Origin of the sequence: Streptomyces caelestis (assembly GCF_001279005.1) — a bacterium.
Lineage (GTDB): Bacteria > Actinomycetota > Actinomycetes > Streptomycetales > Streptomycetaceae > Streptomyces > Streptomyces heliomycini.
This window is the reverse complement of sequence record NZ_LGCN01000243.1, coordinates 1-13,658: the sequence shown is the minus strand read 5'-3', so window position 1 is coordinate 13,658 and position 13,658 is coordinate 1. Positions and strand designations below refer to the sequence as shown.

The 13,658-nt window shown below is 67.5% G+C and carries 13 protein-coding genes and 6 pseudogenes; 7 read left to right on the top strand and 12 right to left on the bottom strand.

Annotation, left to right across the window (positions count from 1 at the left end; genetic code table 11):
- The first annotated feature begins 275 nt into the window (after positions 1-275).
- Positions 276-1,517 (top strand): annotated as a pseudogene (locus tag ADK41_RS33045) (IS110 family transposase).
- Between the two features lie 23 nt (positions 1,518-1,540).
- Positions 1,541-1,918, top strand: a pseudogene (locus ADK41_RS40270) (transposase); the annotation flags it as partial.
- An 86-nt stretch (positions 1,919-2,004) separates the two neighbouring features.
- Here ADK41_RS40270 and ADK41_RS33040 read toward each other — a convergent pair.
- Positions 2,005-2,637: a TetR/AcrR family transcriptional regulator gene (locus ADK41_RS33040; protein WP_078662217.1), complete on the bottom strand. Its 633-nt coding sequence runs from the start codon at positions 2,635-2,637 to the stop codon at positions 2,005-2,007.
- A 128-nt stretch (positions 2,638-2,765) separates the two neighbouring features.
- On the opposite strand from ADK41_RS33040, the gene ADK41_RS33035 reads away from it, so the two are divergent.
- Positions 2,766-3,434 (top strand): hemerythrin domain-containing protein, encoded by a 669-nt coding sequence (locus ADK41_RS33035; RefSeq protein WP_030836376.1) that lies wholly within the window; start codon positions 2,766-2,768, stop codon positions 3,432-3,434.
- The gene (locus ADK41_RS41885) at positions 3,431-4,411 is read left to right on the top strand and encodes a hypothetical protein (protein ID WP_051843666.1); all 981 of its coding nucleotides are present in this window, start codon (positions 3,431-3,433) and stop codon (positions 4,409-4,411) included. The genes ADK41_RS33035 and ADK41_RS41885 overlap by 4 nt, the downstream gene beginning before the upstream one ends.
- Positions 4,412-4,485: 74 nt before the next feature.
- Here ADK41_RS41885 and ADK41_RS40265 read toward each other — a convergent pair.
- The 3 pseudogenes from ADK41_RS40265 to ADK41_RS43675 form a co-directional block, all read right to left on the bottom strand.
- Positions 4,486-4,632: pseudogene (locus ADK41_RS40265) on the bottom strand (IS5/IS1182 family transposase); the annotation flags it as partial.
- Positions 4,633-4,709: 77 nt separating this feature from the next.
- Positions 4,710-5,423: pseudogene (locus tag ADK41_RS33025) on the bottom strand (IS6 family transposase).
- Positions 5,424-5,471: 48 nt separating this feature from the next.
- Positions 5,472-5,770: pseudogene (locus tag ADK41_RS43675) on the bottom strand (helix-turn-helix domain-containing protein).
- A 65-nt stretch (positions 5,771-5,835) separates the two neighbouring features.
- On the opposite strand from ADK41_RS43675, the gene map reads away from it, so the two are divergent.
- A complete protein-coding gene (map, locus tag ADK41_RS33020; protein ID WP_030836370.1) occupies positions 5,836-6,612 on the top strand; it encodes a type I methionyl aminopeptidase in 777 nt (258 codons plus the stop codon).
- A gap of 166 nt (positions 6,613-6,778) precedes the next feature.
- Here the strand turns inward: map and ADK41_RS33015 are convergent, their stop codons facing one another.
- Positions 6,779-7,153, bottom strand: coding sequence for a winged helix-turn-helix transcriptional regulator (locus tag ADK41_RS33015; protein WP_030836366.1), 375 nt, complete (start codon positions 7,151-7,153; stop codon positions 6,779-6,781).
- A gap of 77 nt (positions 7,154-7,230) precedes the next feature.
- Here ADK41_RS33015 and ADK41_RS33010 point away from each other — a divergent pair, with 77 nt between their 5' ends.
- Positions 7,231-7,641 (top strand): RidA family protein, encoded by a 411-nt coding sequence (locus ADK41_RS33010; protein ID WP_030836363.1) that lies wholly within the window; start codon positions 7,231-7,233, stop codon positions 7,639-7,641.
- Between the two features lie 239 nt (positions 7,642-7,880).
- On the opposite strand, the gene ADK41_RS33005 is transcribed toward ADK41_RS33010, so the two are convergent.
- The 5 genes from ADK41_RS33005 to ADK41_RS32995 all read right to left on the bottom strand — a co-directional run bounded on the left by ADK41_RS33005 (position 7,881) and on the right by ADK41_RS32995 (position 10,353).
- Positions 7,881-8,843: an alpha/beta hydrolase family protein gene (locus ADK41_RS33005; protein WP_030836360.1), complete on the bottom strand. Its 963-nt coding sequence runs from the start codon at positions 8,841-8,843 to the stop codon at positions 7,881-7,883.
- A gap of 114 nt (positions 8,844-8,957) precedes the next feature.
- Positions 8,958-9,413, bottom strand: a complete 456-nt coding sequence (locus ADK41_RS40255; RefSeq protein WP_051843664.1) for a hypothetical protein — start codon at positions 9,411-9,413, stop codon at positions 8,958-8,960.
- Positions 9,368-9,562 carry a hypothetical protein gene (locus tag ADK41_RS42635; protein WP_199822429.1) on the bottom strand — a complete coding sequence of 65 codons (195 nt, stop codon included), beginning with the start codon at positions 9,560-9,562 and terminating at the stop codon, positions 9,368-9,370. The genes ADK41_RS40255 and ADK41_RS42635 overlap by 46 nt, the downstream gene beginning before the upstream one ends.
- Positions 9,532-9,705, bottom strand: a complete 174-nt coding sequence (locus ADK41_RS42630; RefSeq protein ID WP_199822428.1) for a 2-dehydropantoate 2-reductase N-terminal domain-containing protein — start codon at positions 9,703-9,705, stop codon at positions 9,532-9,534. Before ADK41_RS42630 ends, ADK41_RS42635 begins: the two co-directional genes overlap by 31 nt.
- A gap of 75 nt (positions 9,706-9,780) precedes the next feature.
- A complete protein-coding gene (locus tag ADK41_RS32995) occupies positions 9,781-10,353 on the bottom strand; it encodes a hypothetical protein (RefSeq protein WP_051843663.1) in 573 nt (190 codons plus the stop codon).
- A 122-nt stretch (positions 10,354-10,475) separates the two neighbouring features.
- Between ADK41_RS32995 and ADK41_RS32990 the strand changes: the two genes are divergently transcribed.
- Positions 10,476-10,850 carry a MerR family transcriptional regulator gene (locus ADK41_RS32990; RefSeq protein WP_030836344.1) on the top strand — a complete coding sequence of 125 codons (375 nt, stop codon included), beginning with the start codon at positions 10,476-10,478 and terminating at the stop codon, positions 10,848-10,850.
- A gap of 657 nt (positions 10,851-11,507) precedes the next feature.
- Here the strand turns inward: ADK41_RS32990 and ADK41_RS32985 are convergent.
- The gene (locus ADK41_RS32985) at positions 11,508-12,398 is read right to left on the bottom strand and encodes a MerR family transcriptional regulator (protein ID WP_030836341.1); all 891 of its coding nucleotides are present in this window, start codon (positions 12,396-12,398) and stop codon (positions 11,508-11,510) included.
- Positions 12,399-12,709: 311 nt separating this feature from the next.
- Positions 12,710-13,509 (bottom strand): annotated as a pseudogene (locus ADK41_RS40245) (IS5 family transposase).
- Positions 13,510-13,658: the final 149 nt, after the last annotated feature.

The following is a 13,658-nucleotide window of genomic DNA, read 5'->3' as shown; positions in this document are numbered from 1 at the left end:
ACCTCCGGGACCGTCCAGCATCGCGAGCCCGCACGACGGCCGTATCCAGTCCGATGATCGGATCGAGGTTTGTGGTCCGAGCCGCCTACAGGGGTCACCTCTCACCACGCCTGGCGCCACCGAGCTCCTGAGCAGACCGAGGACCCTGCGAGCCGCTGGGGTCACGAACGGCTGATCGGATGCAGGGCCATCGAGCCCTTCCATTAGGGAGACGCGTGCCCCCGCACGGCTGCGACCAGCAGCACGCTCCCGACCGAGAGGACGAACACGACACGATGACCGTCACCTGCGGAATCGACTGGGCCAGCGACCACCACGACGTCGCCCTGGTCGACCATGAGGGCAACTTGTCAGCCCGGGCCCGGATCACCGACGACCTCGACGGCCTGCACCAGCTCCTCGAGCTCTTCACCACCCACGGCGATACCGCAAACGCCGCGATCCCCGTCGCGATCGAGACCTCTCGCGGCCTCCTGGTGGCCTGCCTCCGCGCGACTGGCCGACCCGTTTACGCGGTCAACCCCGATGGCCGCCGCCCGCTACCGCGACCGCCACACCGTCGCCCGCAAGAAGTCCGACCACCTTGACGCCATGGTGCTCGCGAACATCCTGCGCACGGACAAAGCCGTCCACCGGCCGCTGCCCGACGACAGCGAGCTCGCCCAAGCAGTCGCCGTCCTGGCCCGCGCCCAGCAGGACGCGGTCTGGGACCGCACCCAGGCAGGCAACAAACTCCGCTCCCACCTGCGCGAATACTTCCCCGGCTTTCTGGCTGCCTTCCAGCACAAGCGTGAAGGGATCAGCAGCAGCATCGCCCGCGCCGTGCTGGCCGCGGCCCCACTTCCGATCAGGCAGCCAAGCTCACCCGCGCCCAGCTGCGCTCGCTGCTGAAGAAGGCCGGCCGCCAGCGCGGCATCGAGGCAGAAGTCGAACGACTGCGAGACGCCCTGCGAGTCCCGCAGATGCGCCAGCCCTCGCAGGTCGAGCAAGCTATGGGACACCAGGCCATCGCCCTGCTCAAACAGCTCGATGCCGCCTGCACCAGCGTCGACGACCTCGCCGAAGCGACGGTGGAGGCTTTTGACACACACCCGGACACCAAGATCATCACCAGCTTTCCAGGGCTCGGGTCACTCACCGGCGCACGGGTGCTCGCCGAGATCGGCGACAACCGATCCCGATTCACCGACGCGAAAGGCCTCAAAACCTTCGCCGGGGCTGCACCGGTCACCCGGACGTCCGGCAGAAGCCTTGCGGTCATGGCCCGCAGGGTCAAGAACCAGCGTCTGGCCTCGGTCGGCTACGTCTGGGCGTTCGCCAGCCTGACCGCCTCCCCAGGCGCCCGAGCCCACTACGACAGACGACGAGCCGACGGAGACCGCCACACCGCGGCCCAGCGCAACCTCTTCAACCGCATGTTCGGCTGCCTCCACCACTGCCTCACCAAGCGCACCCCCTACAACGAACTCACCGCGTTCCCCACCATGCCGACCCCACAATTCACCATCGCCGCTTGACAGATCAACTGCATCGGATGTCTCTTTCCCAGGTCCTGACGTCGACGCCCGGCATCGGCGTCAGGACCACCGCAGTCCTCCTGACCACCGTCGGCGACGGCAGCTCCTTCCCGAGCGCCGCCCGCCTGGCCTCCTACGCCAGCCTCGCCCCGGCAACCCGCCAGTCCGGCACGTCGATCCACGGCGAACACGCCCCCAGAGGCAGTAACGGGCGATGTTCCTCTCCGTGTTCGCAGCACTCCACGATCCCGCCTCCCGCACCTGCTACGACCGCTGCCGAGAGCCCGCGGCAAAACCCACACCCAGGTCCCCTCCGCCTCGCCCGCCACCGCATCAGCGTCCTCTTCGCCATGCTCCGCCACGGAACCTTCTACGAACCGAGAAGCCCCCGCACCACTTGACGAAAGACATAGAGGCACTCCCCGGCCAGTCCGGACTGCCGTCCACGCCGCGTGGTGGCGGCGCGAGAAGGGAACGCCGGCCGCGCCTATGCCGGGACGGGGTCCTCGAGCATGTTCAGGGCCTGGCGGGAGAGCAGGTGCTCCGCGGCGTCGTAGCTCCAGCCGCAGTCGATGACAAGCGATCGCCATGCCGACAGCCCGAAGCACAGCCACAGACGGTCCGCCGCACCGTTCACGTCGAGATGCGGAGCCACTGCGCCGATGGAGACCAGGTGCTCCGCGGCTTCGCGAAGCGCCTGGCGGTACTGCGTGACGACGTAGTCCCACACCTCCCGCGCTTTGGCGTCGCTCGCCATGGAGGAGTAGAGCAGGTCGATGGACGGAGCGAAGCGTTCGGTGTTGTCGCGGACACCGTGCGCCAGGCGTGCGACCGCCGAGGCGAGGTCCTCGCTCCGGAACACCTCCTCATGGATCCCGGTGGTCCGCGAGTCCGCCACGTCCGTGGCCAGGAGGGCGTGCAGGAGCTCCGTCTTGGTCCCCACGCTCGCGTACAGCGTCTTGGTCGCGACGCCGGCCGCGCGAGCGATGTGCCCCATCGTCACCTGTGCATAGCCCTGCGCGATGAAAAGCTCACGCGCGGCCGCCAGGATGTCCTGCCGGGTCTGAGCCGCGCCCCGCTCACGCCGCGGCGATCGATAACTCCGGGTCGGTGCGGACATGCTCCCACCTTACCCCGAGGTAAGGGTAAGCGTATTCATTGCAGATGCTGTAACTTCAAAATGGGACTTCCCTTCCGGACGGGAAGACCCTGCACCATGCACCCCTCAACCCGAAGGTTTCGCACCCCATGGACATGAATGCCGGGCGTGACTCACAAGCCGTCGTGGAAACGCGGCTCACCCATGAGACACACAGACTGGCCACCGGGCTGCTCGTGGACGCCGCCGGCCGCCCCTCCGTGCCTGGCCAAGCGCTCGCGCAGTTACGGGACTTCCTCGTGGTGAACCTGCGTCACCACCACGAGACCGAAGACGAATGGCTGTGGCCGCTCATCCTGACCGCGGCGCCCGAGGCGAAGCGCGCACTCGACGATCTGAGCGAAGAACACGAACGTCTGGACATCGCGCTCGACCGCCTCGCCGACATCGGCCTCACCGGCGCGAAAGGCCATGACGGCGAGAATCCGGACGAAGACGACCGGCACGCACTGCGCGAGGCGGCCGTCGCGGTGCGCGACAGCGTGCGCGACCACCTGGACCACGAGGAACCGGTTCTGTTCCCCGCCCTGCGGGCGCACATCACGCCCGCGCAGTGGGCGGAGTTCGCCCAACGAGTCATCGCCACCACGCCCCCGGTGGCCGGGCATCTGATGATCGGCCTCCTCGACGAGGTGGGCACACCGGCCGAGGTGGAATCGATATGCGTGAACATGCCGCCGCCGGTGAAGTCGCTGCTGCCCGCCCTGCGCGACCAGGCCGCCGCCGACCTGCGAGTGCTGCGAGGTATCGGCTCGTGACGGACACACACCTCCCCTGGCCGGACACGGCGTACGAGGCGATCACGGGCGACCTGACCGTCGCGGTCGCCTACCTCACCCCCGCCGGAGGCGCGGTGGTCACCAGCGTCTCACCGGTGGGGCTCGCGAACCGGGCGGCCAACCAGGTCAGCTTCACCACCTCGCTGGGCTTCCCGAAGAAACTGGAACGCATCCTGAACAACCCCCGCGTCGCCCTCGCCTATCACACGCGCACGCACGGATTCGCCGCCCACAGCCACTACGTCCTCGCCCAGGGCAAGGCATCGGTGGACCTCCAGCCCTCGGCACAGCGGCTGGCAGAGCTGATGGACGCCACAGAGCCGTTCTTCGGGAAGACCAAGCACGGAAGAGTGTGGGACTGGCTGCTGCGCGAATACCACCAAGAGCGCGTCTTCGTCGACGTCGACCTGGAACGCATCAGCACCTGGCCCCACCTCTCAGCACACGGACCGGCAACCGTGACCGGCCCGTCCTGGCCACAGCATCCCGCCGAACAGCGACCCCCGAAGAACGGCACAACACCCCGGATACCCGTCTCCCAGCTCGCCCGGCGGATCGCCGCCCTCCCGCATCGCCTGCTGGCGTACGAGGGGGCCGACGGCAGCCCCGTCATCCTCCCGGTGACGGTCACCGGACACGACGAGACCGGGCTGCGCCTCAGCGCACCGCCCGAACTCCTGCCACCAGGCGGACGCCGAGCGGGATTCCTCGCCCACGCGTTCCGACCGCAGTGCGTCGGCGTGAGCATGCGCACCGTCACCGGCTGGCTGACCGTCGACAACGGAGAGGCGTTGTACGCCCCCCACACATCGGTCGGCATGACAGCGCCGCCCAGCAGGACGGTCATGACCGTGGCCAACGGCCTGCTGGCCAAACAGGGACTGCGCCGCGCACGACGCAACGGCACCACCGCGCACCTGCACGACCTCGCAGCCGGCGTCCGCCCCGGCGCGTAGCCCGGATTCCGGAGTGACCCAAGACTGCGTGTGACACCCATCCTCTGCCTGGAATCCGTCTGTGAACGTTTTCCACGTTGCCTCTCCAGGGCAAGGACCGCTGCGGCGATGATCGTCATCCGATTCGGGCCGCAGCGGCTTCGGCGGAGGATGCGCCAGGACTTCAGTCGGGCGACGCCTCGTTCGACGGGAGCGCGAGCATGGACGAGTGCGCGGTTCAGGCGCTGTCACATTATTGGGTGCGTGGGTCTCTGGCGGCGCGTCGGGGCGTGGCAGGGGCCGGGTTCCGGGTTGGTGCTCAGGTCTTGGCGGGCTGGCCGGCGGCGTCGGTGATCTGGTCCCAGATGGCGAAGCGGATGGTCATCTCGGCGCGGTGGTCGAGAGCGGTCATCAGGTGGCGGCGGGGCCGGAAGTGGGGTGAAATGCCGCTGAACGCGGCCAGGAACCGCTGGGTTCCGCCAACGCTACGGAAGCCTTTCATGGCGCGTTCGCGCTGCCGGGTGGGCTGGTGGCTGTTCTCGGCCCGGTTGTTCAGGCCCTTGTGCGAGCAGTGCTTGACCGAGGGCATGACCTCGCGGTGGACCGCTCGGCAGGAGCGCAGCTTGTCGGTGACGATCACCCGGGGCACCGTGCGGGTCGTCTTCAGCAGGCGGCGGAAGAAACGCTGGGCCGCGGCCTTGTCCCGCCGGTTCTGCACGAGGATGTCAAGGACGGCGCCGTCGGCGTCGACGGCCCGTCACAGGTACTTCAACTCACCGTCGATTCTTACGAAAACCTCGTCCAAGTGCCACTTGTCGCCCGGCCGGGGCCGTCGGCGGCGCAGGCCGTTCGCGTAGATCTGCCCGAACTTCGCGCACCAGCGCCGGACCGTCTCGTGGGAGACGAGCACACCGCGCTCGAGCTCCTCGACCTCGCGGAAGCTGAGCGGGAAACGGAAGTACAGCCACACGCAGTGCGCGATCACCTCGACTGGGTACCGGTGCCCCTTGTACGACGGCGACGCGGACGACACGAGCGAACCCTCCCCGGCACAACCAACTCCAAGATCATCCCAGGCCGATCAGCCAACGTGACAACGCCCGCGCGCGGTGTCGCGGCCGCCCACGACGCCGTAATCGGGCTTGTTGATCTCGGCCCACACCGCATCGAGGGAAAGGCCGAGGGTGTCGGCGATCGCCGCGATGGTCGGGAAGGCGGGGTGGCCACGCGGCCCGACTCGATCTTCCTGAGTGTCTCCGGTGAGACGCGGGCGTCGAGCGCGATCTCGAGCATTGAACATTCCCCCCGGGCCCGGCGCAGAAGGGCGCCGAGGCGCTGACCGCGTGCGACCTCTACGGGGGTGAGCGGCAACCCGACCATGACCCCGACTCTATACCGGTATAGTTTTACCGGTATAGTTATTGGTCGCACGGGAAGAGCGTCCCATGATCGAGATTTTGAACCCCGCCCTGCTGACCCGAGCAAAGGACTCAGGCACCCTGGTCGCGGACATCCTGCACACGCTGAAGGGCCGCACCACGGTCGGCACGAACCTGCTCGAGATCGACCGGTGGGCAAAGAAGATGATCGCTGAGGCAGGAGCGCAGTCCTGCTACGTCGACTACGCGCCCTCCTTCGGGCGCGGCCCGTTCGGCCACTACATCTGCACGGCCGTCAACGACGCCGTGCTCCACGGGCTCCCCCATGACTACACGCTCGTCGACGGAGATCTGCTGACTCTCGACCTCGCCGTCTCCAAGGGTGGAGTGGCCGCGGACGCCGCCATCAGTTTCATCGTCGGCGACACCAGGCCCCCGGAGAGCGTCGCGATGATCGAGACGACCGAACGCGCGCTGGCCGCGGGGATCGCCGCCGCCGGGCCCGGGGCCCGCATCGGCGATCTCTCCCACGCCATCGGCACCGTCCTCAGGAAGGCGGGCTACCTGATCAACACGGAGTTCGGGGGTCACGGCATCGGATCGACCATGCACCAGGACCCGCACGTCCCGAACACCGGACGGCCCGGCCGTGGGTACAAACTGCGTCCGGGACTGCTGCTCGCCCTGGAGCCGTGGGTCATGGCGAACACCGCCCAGCTCGTCACGGACGCCGACGGGTGGACGCTCCGCAGCGCGACAGGCTGCCGGACGGCGCACAGCGAGCACACCATCGCCATCACCGACGACGGAGCCGAAATCCTCACTTTGCCCAAGCAGGCGTGAAGCCGCAGAGCACTGTCACGTCGGCCGCCCGGACGAGGTGATCTTCGAGTCTCGGCCATAGACGCAGGGGCACCCCCGACAGGCGGCAGGGGCGCCCGTACACCTGGTCGGCGGCCGCGGCGTGCCCCGGGGAGAGCGAGGCCGGCTTCTCCCGCGCGGCGTCCTTTCAGGGGTGAGCTTCTTCTTCTCGCCTGTCGAAGTCTTCGCGTGCGCGTTCGATGACGGGCATGTTCTGTGAGGCCCATGCCAGTAGCACGTCGACGGGGTGCCGGAGGGTCTTGCCAAGGGGCGTGATCCGGTACATGACCGCCACAGGGCGGGTGGAGACTACCTCGCGCTCGATCACGCCGTTGCGTTCGAGGCGGCGGAGTGTCGCGGTCAGCGATTTCTGCGTGATCTGGGGGATGGCCCGGCGCAGTTCGTTGAAGCGGCACGGGCGTTCGCAGAGTTCGTTGAGGACGCTGAGCGACCACTTGTCGAGGATCTGGTCGAGCAGTTCGCGGTGCGGGGCATCGATGCGGAGTTCGTCGTCGGTATCCATGGCGAAACCTGGTCTCGTTGAAGTGTCCTTCTTCTACTAGGTAGCTTATAGATACTTAGCTTGAAGGAGAGAAGACCATGACTGTCCAGTACTTCACGCCGGAAGGCATGCTGCAGCCGGTCCCGTACCACCACGTCGCCGTGGGCACCGGGACGAAACACGTCCACGTCAGCGGGCAGATCGCGCGCCAGGCCGACGGGACTCCGGTCGCGCCTGACGATCTGGCCGGGCAGGTCGCCCAAGCGCTGCGCAACACCTCCGTCGGGCTGGCAGGCGCGGGCGCGTCGTTCGCGGATGTGCTGCGCCTGACGTTCTACGTGACCCAGTGGAGCCCGGAGAAGATCAGCGACTTCATGAGCGGCGTGGAAGCCGTCGCCGACGAGATCGGGCTCCGGCTTCCCCTGCCGCCGGCCTCCCTCATCGGTGTTGAGTATCTCTTCGAACCGGATGTTCTCGTCGAGGTCGAAGCGACCGCACTCCTCGACTGATCTTTGAGACGATGCCGCCCAGCCGTGCCTTTACGCGACCGTCGTAAAAGGGCGGCGGTGGCTGGCCCGCTGCCGCTGGCGGCCGCCAGCGGCAGCCGATGACGGCTGAAGATCCTGGTGCCGAGGCACTCGCACCGCGGCAGCCGGCTGCCCGGACGTCATTGTCAAGTGTCCACACTGCCTACTCCCAGGCGTCGGCAGTGTGGACATGCAATGAAGGACGTGTCCCCGGCGGGGTTTTACTTGGATTCGACTCGTCCTATCGGATCGGGACCGGCCGTCAGTGCCTCGCGTGCGGCCTGCCATGCGGGGTCACCCGGGTGAAGCCCGGTGCGGAGGTAGGCCGCGGTGAGCCGGGCGAGGGCCGCGACTCGTTCGGGGTTCTCGTCGGTGGTCTCGGCGGCGTCATAGCCGGCGATCCCGCCGAGTCCGTGCTCCGCGCCGAACAGGGTGAGCAGGGTTTTGGGTCCGGGGGCGAGGGTGTAGGGGTCGGCGTGCCAGTCCGGGCCCATGTCCGTGAAGTGCCGGGAGTCGTCCTTCTCGCCGGCGACGACCAGCGCGGGTGTGGTCATGGTGGAGAAGTCGATGGTCCGGAAGACCGGCAGCGCGTCGCCCATCGGTCCGTTGAGGACGTCGCCCCTGCCGGGCGCGGCGAGCAGCACACCCGCCTTGATCCGGGGTTCGAGAAGGCTCACCTCCCCTCCTTCGTCGGGGTCGGTGACCTGGGCGCCGAGCAGGAGGCCGGCGGTGAAGCCGCCGAAAGAGTGCCCGGCGACGGCGACTTTGGCGTGGTCGATCCGTCCGGAGAGCAGCGGTACGGCTTTTTCGATCATGTCGAGTCGGTCGAGGATGTGGGACATGTCCTCGGAGCGCGAGCGCCAGAAGAAGGGCGCCCCGGGCGCGTCGGCGACCAGGTGAGTCAGTGTCCGGGAGGTGAGGTGGGTGGGCTGGATGACCACGAATCCTTGAGCGGCCCACGAGTTGACGAGCGGCGCGTAGCCGTTGAGCGAGGAGAGGTTGTTCGAGGGGCCTTGACCGTGGGAGAGGAGGATGACGGCGAGATCGGTTCCGGTCGCGGGTGCGGAGACGCGTACCTGGAGGTCCACGGGACGTCCCGGCACGGGGAGGACGACGGGACTGAAGGACAGGACCGGGACGGGCGTGCCCCAGGCGTCGGCGCTGATGGCGGTGGATGTACTCACGAGCGGCTTCCCTTTCGGTGGCACCTGCTGCCCGCCGGTCTCCTGCGACCGACAACGGACCAGCTGGTCAGAGACATCCCGCTTCAACCAACCTGAAGCGGAACGGCGCTCCACTTAGTATCCGGAGCGCCGTTCCGTTTTGTCAACCGGCCTGGAAGGAGCGTGTGATGACCACCGGCAGCCCTGTGGGCGAGCCGCCGTCCTGAGGCAGGCGGGCCGATGCCCGTATGCGTCGACGTCGAGGATGCCGCACTTCGAGACGCCGTTGCGGTCGTAGAGGGCCGCGAAGTCGTGCGCCGCCTGCGGCGCGCTGAGGTCTACGTGGAAGCCGGACGGGGTGAGGTGGCGGTAGGCGTAGTCCGCACTCGCCAGCAGGTCCGGCCGGGTGCCGGGGTGCGTGGGCATCCTGGCGGGCCCGACCTCGTGAGCGAGGCTGCCGAGACCGCCGTAGGTCACCTGGGTCTCGGCGAGTCCGGAGCGCTCCAGGAAGCAGGACCGCAGGTCGATCCCGACGCTGCCGAGGATCACTGCGGTCGACGTGCCCCGGAAGGCGCGGCCGATCTCGTCCACCAGCTTCTGGCGGCTTCCGCGCGCAGCGCCGCTGCGTCGAGGGTGATGACGATGAAGGCGAATGCGGTTCCGGCGAGCTCGCACGGGTCGGTGAGGAGCTGGTAGCCGGAGTAGGTCTTCAGGCTGTGGTCGTCATAGGAGTAGAGCACCTGGGCCGCGACGACTGTGCCTGGCGGTGCGGTCGCACCAGGAAGGTGACGGAGGCCCCTGCCAGGCCCAGGTGGTAGCCGGTGACGACGCCCATGGAGCCGGCGCCGACGATGCAGACGGACGGGGTGACCGATGTAGTCACGGGACAACTCTTCTTCCGGTGGTGGGGCGCAGCGTCGAGTGCGCCGCAGAGCGGGTACGGCCTCAGGTGCCAGGCTCAGTCGAGCACGGTGACGTTCTCCACGCCCCAGTACGCCATCTGCTCGCAGATCTTCCCGGACTCGTCGAACGCCATGACCTCGACGATGTCGATGCCGATGTTGTGGCCGTCCACCTCTGCCCAGAGCTTGAACGCCATGGCCGCCTTGTTCCCGAGGGAGAAGCTGATGGGAGCGGTCAGCTCGGCCCTCCTGGGGGTGAAGGACACATCGATGAGGTCCTTCATCTCGTTCAGCAGGTCCTCCCAGCTGCCGCGGATGGTGAAGGGCTTCGTCCCCACCGGGTCCTCGCCGCTGCGCGGGACGGCGAGGTAGGTGGCCGCGTAGTCCGGGTCGGGGTTGTTGAGGTTGTCGATGTAGCCCTGCACTGCCTTGCGCATGTGCTCTTCGGCGGGCAGGCCCGCGGGCCGGGGCAGTGCCGTTCCTGCATTCAGGTGCTGCATCAACTTGCCGAAGCTGAATTCCGTGGTCGTGATCGGGTCTCCTTCGTCGTGGGTCCGGCCGACATGGCCTTCGCCGAGGCCGATGGCGGTAGCCGTCCGGCAGCGCCGCTGTTCGGTGTGGGCCGTCATCGGGCACGCGTCCAAAGGTGCAACCTTCACACCGCGTCGAGGTCAAGTCGGCTCGCGAGGCCGACCCGGCCGACGCACACCCGAGCTGACCTTGACACCATGAGAATCCTGGTGATGCAACGATGAGGATCGGCGAGCTGGCCCGAAGGACGGGCATCTCCGCGCGGATGCTGCGCTACTACGAGGAGCAGGGCCTCATCGCGCCCCAGCGCGGCGACAACGGGTACCGCGGCTACGACGAGGCTCTCATCGAACGAGCGGAGAAAATCCGCTGCTTTCTCGACGCCGGTGTCCCGACCCGAGCGATCGCGCCCATGCTCCACTGCATCGAGCGCTCGCACGAGGTGATTCCCGGCACAGCCTCAGAACTGCGGGCGATGCTCGTGCGCGACCGGATGACCGAGCGCATCGACTCCCTTGAACGCAACCGGACCGCCCTGACCGACCTGATCCACACCATGGACCGCGAAGAAGCGAGGACGACAACACCTGCCTGAAAGCCTTCCGGCAACGCCGATACGAGAACCGACCGTCAACCGACACCGACGAGCCGGACATGAACAGGCCGAGCGGGGCGTGGCCCATGCCTTCGCCGACCGGCTCGAGCATCGCGCCGATCAGCGTCGCGCCCACTACCGGCCCCAACGACACCGCTCCCTCCGACCCCGGTCCACAAATCCGCGACCAGCGCACCGAGCCCGCCGCACAGACCGGTGCCCCTCCTGGTCGACGGCGACGCCGTCGGCGACAATCAGCCTGCCTATATGACAACTACCGTGCTTCGGCTCACTCAAGGCGAGAGGAACCCACCCGCGAAGTTTCTCCTAAGACGTCATCTCAATTGGGTCGCCGGTCTGTCGGTCGTGGTGGCGATCGTGGTGCGGCTGGTGCCGGATGCGTTGGGGGAACTGTTCCAGCGAGTGGTGCCCGAGGTGCGTTCGCGACCACAGGGCGGTGGTCGGCGTCGACATGGCGATGGGGAGGTGCTGGCTTTGCAACCGCAGACTGGTGTCAGCGGCCGGCTCGGAATCCCCACGTACAGTCAGTTGTGATGTCACTCTTGGTTACGTCCCGGGCTTGACCTCTGACCCGACCGGTCACACGCGGATGGACGTGACCGGTTGTCGGGCCACGTCAGTGCCAGGCACAGGCGATCAACTGTCCGCGCAGTGGGCGTCGGCAAGGGCCTCGCCGAGGAGTCGTCCGGCGAGTTCCAGGCAGCGCATCCGGGCAGGAGAGAAGTCGTAGGGCATCTTGGTGATCGCTGCGGCGGCACTCATCTCTGTGCCCTCCTCCCCTTTCAAGTCGGCGTCGTAGATCTCGAAGATCTTCTCCTCGGCCGCGTCGAGACCAGCTGCCTCGATGGCCTGATGCAGGGCCATTTGGTGAGCGCATCGCTGTACGGCGAGCTCTTCGACGCGCGGGTCGTCGGGTTCGACGCCGTCGTCGAGAGCGGCCTCGGCCGCCTCATGACGGTCCTCCTCGGCCCGCAGGTCGGGGTGGGTGGCCAGCACGATGAACGTGCTGGCCTGGATGGCGGCGCCCAGCGGCCCGAAGATCCGTTCTGTGACTAGCAGGGCGTCCAGATCGGAAGGGCGCAACGCTCCCGGGGGCAGGTGGCTGAGCCGGTCCGTGACCAGTTCGGAGAGCAGCCCCAGCGGGCTGCCCACCGCCTGCAGGCGCTGGACAGCCGCGCGCCGACGTTTGATGGCGGCCTCCTGCGCCGCCAAGGTTTCCTCCAGCCTGCTCAGGACCGACTCGATATCCGAGGCGTGGTCCAGGGCTTCGTCTCCAGCTTCGCCCCGGGCTTCGCCAAAGGCGGCCCGCATGTCGTCCAGGCTGATACCGGCATCAGCCATCTTGCGGATCCACAGCAGGCGGATCATGTCGTCATAGCCGTAGCGGCGGCGGCCGTCCCCACCGCGCTCGGGTTCCGGCAGCAGACCGATCTCGTGGTAGTGGCGGATGGCGCGTGGAGTGATCCCGGCGAACGCAGCGGCATCACCGATCTTGACCTGCCGGGGAGGCGTGAGGGACGGGTACATCGCAGACAGAGCCTTTCGTGCGTGATGCCCCGACCCCACCACATGCCGCTACGGCATGTGCAACAACCCCATCAAGGTGCCACCGAAGTCAGGCCCTGGCTGCCGCCGGGACCGATCAAGAACGACGAACCATCCGGGAACGCAGAGTGACCACCGACGGCCAGATCGCTCCCCGTCAAGTGGCCGCCGCTGGGGAAATCCCACGGTTCTGATCCACTTCTTGCGGTTCGGTAACGGTGAGTGACGGTACTCGGTCCGCGAGGAGGCCTTGGCGTCGCAGGAGGTCGAATCCAGCCCGGCCGTATCCGTCCCTATTTGGTGAGTCTGTGGTAACAGATGAGGGTGCAGACGATGCTGGTGAAGGCCAGGAAGTGGCCGGCTTTGCGTTCATAGCGGCGGTGCAGGCGTCGGCATCCGGCGAGCCAGAACATGGTGCGTTCGATGGTCCAACGGTGGCGGCCGAGCCGTTGCGAAGTCTCGATGCCTCTGCGGGCGATGCGGTGCCGGATGCCTCGGCCGGATAACCATCGTCGCAGGTGGTTGTAGTCATAGCCCTTGTCGGCGTGGAGCTTGGCGGGCCGTCGGCGGCGAGGTCCGCGGCGCGAGCGGATGGGCGGGATGCCGCGCACGAGCGGTTCGAGGGCCTGACTGTCGTGCAGGTTCGCGCCGGAGATCCCGACAGAAAGGGGCAGTCCGGTCCGCTCGGTGATCAAATGGATCTTCGAGCCGTACTTGCCTCGGTCAACAGGATTCGGACCTGTCAGTTCCCCCTTTTCAAGGCCCGCATGTTCACCGAGTCGATCGCGCAGCGGGACCAGTCCAGCCCACCACGAGAGCCGAGTTCATCGAGGACCAGGCGATGGAGCTTCGCCTACACCCGGGCCTTGGACCACTCGGCGAAGCGCCGGTGGGCTGTGGCTCCCGACGGCCCGAACGAGGCGGACGGCAACTGCTGCCACGTGCAGCCCGACGTCGCCACGAACACGATCGCGGCCAACACTTCCCGATCACCGTGCCGGCGCCGACCACCGCCTTGAGGCCGGATCGGCGCCTCCGGCACCACTCGCTGGAACAACTCCCACAGCTCATCCGGCACCAGCCGCTCAACGATTCCCGCAGAGGCAGGCTATCGAACCCGCCAAATGAGATGAGCTCTAAGAACTTGTCTCACGTGGTGTGAGGTTGATGCGGCATGATGCCGTGCCATGGGTGTTGGTTTGTCGCAGCGGTTGGTTCCTGACGAACTCTGGTCGCTCGTCG